This is a genomic window from Ferrovibrio sp., assembly GCF_029255545.1.
In the GTDB taxonomy this organism is placed as follows: domain Bacteria; phylum Pseudomonadota; class Alphaproteobacteria; order Ferrovibrionales; family Ferrovibrionaceae; genus Ferrovibrio.
In genome coordinates, this window is record NZ_JANLJJ010000070.1 from 20215 (window position 1) to 22914 (window position 2700).

General features: G+C 62.7%; 3 protein-coding genes. All 3 read right to left on the reverse strand.

From position 1 onward, the window contains the following. The coding region (locus tag Q1J79_RS14010; protein ID WP_300301449.1) for an EF-hand domain-containing protein at positions 1-509 on the reverse strand (509 nt) is incomplete at its 3' end. A 329-nt stretch (positions 510-838) separates the two neighbouring features. Next, the gene (locus tag Q1J79_RS14015; protein WP_300301451.1) at positions 839-1909 is read right to left on the reverse strand and encodes a permease; all 1071 of its coding nucleotides are present in this window, start codon (positions 1907-1909) and stop codon (positions 839-841) included. Positions 1910-1971: 62 nt separating this feature from the next. Beyond that, the gene (locus tag Q1J79_RS14020) at positions 1972-2295 is read right to left on the reverse strand and encodes a helix-turn-helix transcriptional regulator (protein WP_300301453.1); all 324 of its coding nucleotides are present in this window, start codon (positions 2293-2295) and stop codon (positions 1972-1974) included. Positions 2296-2700 lie beyond the last annotated feature (405 nt).

Genomic DNA, 2700 nt, shown 5'->3' on the forward strand with positions numbered 1-2700 from the left:
GCATATTTTTCCAGTTGGGCCAGGAAGGTCTGCACCAGGCTGTCGGTCGAGGTTTTCTCGCTCGACGCGCTGCTCTCTTCGCTTTCGCTGGTGCTGCTGTATTGCTCCAGCAGGTCGAGCAGCGTTGCGACCGTGCTGTCATCCTCGTCATCCTCGTCGCTCGACGATGTTTCGCTGCCCGGCGGCGGCCCGGGTGGCGGTCCGGGCGGCGGCGTCTGGCTGTTTTCCTGCGCGGCAATCAACTCGGCCTGCATGCTTTCAGCCATGTTCTGGAAGCCGGAATCGAACTCCGTGCTGGTAACATTGCCGTCGCCGTCGCTGTCGAAAGCGGCGATGACGTTATCGGCCGTCAGGCCGCTGCTCGAATCCGCCGTACCCTGCAGGGTTTCCAGCAGAGACGAGATTTCGCTGGTGTCGAGTTTGCCATCGGCATTGCTGTCATTCTTGCTGAACAGCTGCTGCATGGCCTGCTGCAGCGGGTTGCCGCCGCCGGTGATGCCACTGACCATAGGACCTCCTGTTCGAAGCCGTTTGCGTTATCGAAGACCGCCGCGGCAAGGGATTCACCGCCGCGTCTTCTGCGCAGCAGACGATCAAGTCGCGTGCCAACGGCTATAACGCATAACCGCATGAAGGCGCGGTGTTATGTTGTGTCAGTGCGTGTCAGGCCACTTTGATGCGGCAAGCGCGGCAGAATTACGCCGGCAGGATCTGCCGGATTTGTGTCGGCCTCGGTCCTGCAATGATCTGAAACAATATTGCGGACATGCAAGCCGGCCCGCGCAGACAAAAAAACCGCCCGGCCAGATATTGACCGGGCGGGTCTGACCGGACCGCTTCAGTTCAGCGACAGCCAGAGCGCATAGCCGTAACCGGCCAGCAGCGCGCCGCCGCCGCCCAGCGCCAGATACAGCACGAAGACCTGCCGCCGTACCAGGCCCCAGACGGCCATCATGGCGGGGATCGAGCTGACGCCGCCCGCGGTCATGAAGGCCAGGCCCACAGCCGGATTCATGCCCAGCTCGATCAGGCCCGCCACCAGCGGGATGGCGGCATAGCCGTTGAGATAGGCGGGCACGCCAACGATCACGGCCAGCGGCATGGCGGTCCAGTTCGCCGCCCCCAGCCAGGTGGCGATGGCCTCGCCCGGCAGATACGCCACCATCAGGCTTTCCAGCAAAAAGGCCAAGGTCATCCAGCGCAGCAGCTTCCAGCCATTATCGGCCGCATCGGTGACGAAGACCTGCGCGCGGGCCGGTTCGTGCCAAAAACGCCAGACCGGCTTCGGCTGCGCGGTGCCGTCCAGCGTCTCGGCCATCCAGCGGCGCGCCGCGGCCGATCGTGGCGGACGACGCAGGCTTTCGCTTAAGCCGCCCATGCGCATCAGCGCCATGGTGACGAACCCGGCGAACAGCCCCATGCCGATGGCGGCAAAGGTCTTGGCCACGGCAAACTCAAGCCCCAGCCCGCCGGCGGTGAGCAGGAACATGTTGGGGTCCATGATCGGCGAGGCGATCCAGAAGGCCATCACCGGCGCCAGCGGCACGCCCGCGCCCAGCAGGCCGCTGATCAGCGGGATCACGCCGCAGGAGCAGAAGGGCGACAGCGCGCCGAACAGCGCGGCCAGCAGCACCATGCGGCTTTCGCGGCCAGTGAAGGCATGCGCCACCAGCCGGTCGGCGCCGCTCGCCTTGATCCAGGATGCCGCCAGCACGGCCATCAGCAGGAACGGCGCGATGCTGGATAAGGCCGCGCCGGTGAAGCGCAGGCTGGCCAGCGCCTGGGGTGGCGCCAGCGCGGCCAGCAGCAGCGGAATCGCGATGATCGCCAGCAGCAGCCGGTCGGGCTTGGCGATCAGCCGCCGCCAGGAGGACTGCGGCGGCAGGGCGGAATGGGTCGCTTCGGTCATCGTCATCTCCATGTTTCCAGTAAAGTGGTTATTTGTGGGCAAAAAATTTTTGCAGGTGAGTGCTACGCGGCCTGGCCGCGTCGTGCCTTGGGCGCCACACCGACGCAGCACTCGCGTTTCAGGAACTGCATGGCTTCGTTCATCGCGGTGAAATTCGGCCGGCAGATCACGCTGCGGCCCTGTTTTTCCTGTTCGATCAGTCCGGTCCCGCTCAGGCCGCGCAGATGGAACGACAGGGTGGACAGCGGAATGTCCAGCTCGGCCTGGATATCGCCGATGCTCAGGCCCTCAGGCCCCGCCTTGATCAACAGCAGCAGAACATCCAGCCGGGTGCGGTTGCCCAGCTCGGCAAACAGGCGTGCGGCGGCGTCGATATCCATGCTCATGGCGGGGAGTATAGCGCGCGCCGCCGGCAATGCAACCATTTTTCTGGTTATATAAATGAATACGACTGTATGTATATTCGACTTCCAGCGTAGACTAGGCGGGTACGGAGGAGCGACGCCCATTGACTTGATTGACGGAGAGTCGCTTGTGGAGAAGCTGAAAGAGTTAGGAATAGGAGTCCATGTTCAAACAAAAACTGTGGAAGAAGTCGTTATTGATAAAGAATACTTTTCTAAGCTTTAATAAGCTCGGTATCTAAGAATTAGAGAATTAAACAAGTTATGAAAAGCCGCCCGGCCATCGCTGACTGGGCGGCTTGGTCTTCCGATATAGGACAGCGGCTTACTCCGCCGCCGCCTTGTCGATCGGCGCGCCGTTGGTGCCGGGTTTCCAGCGCAGCACCG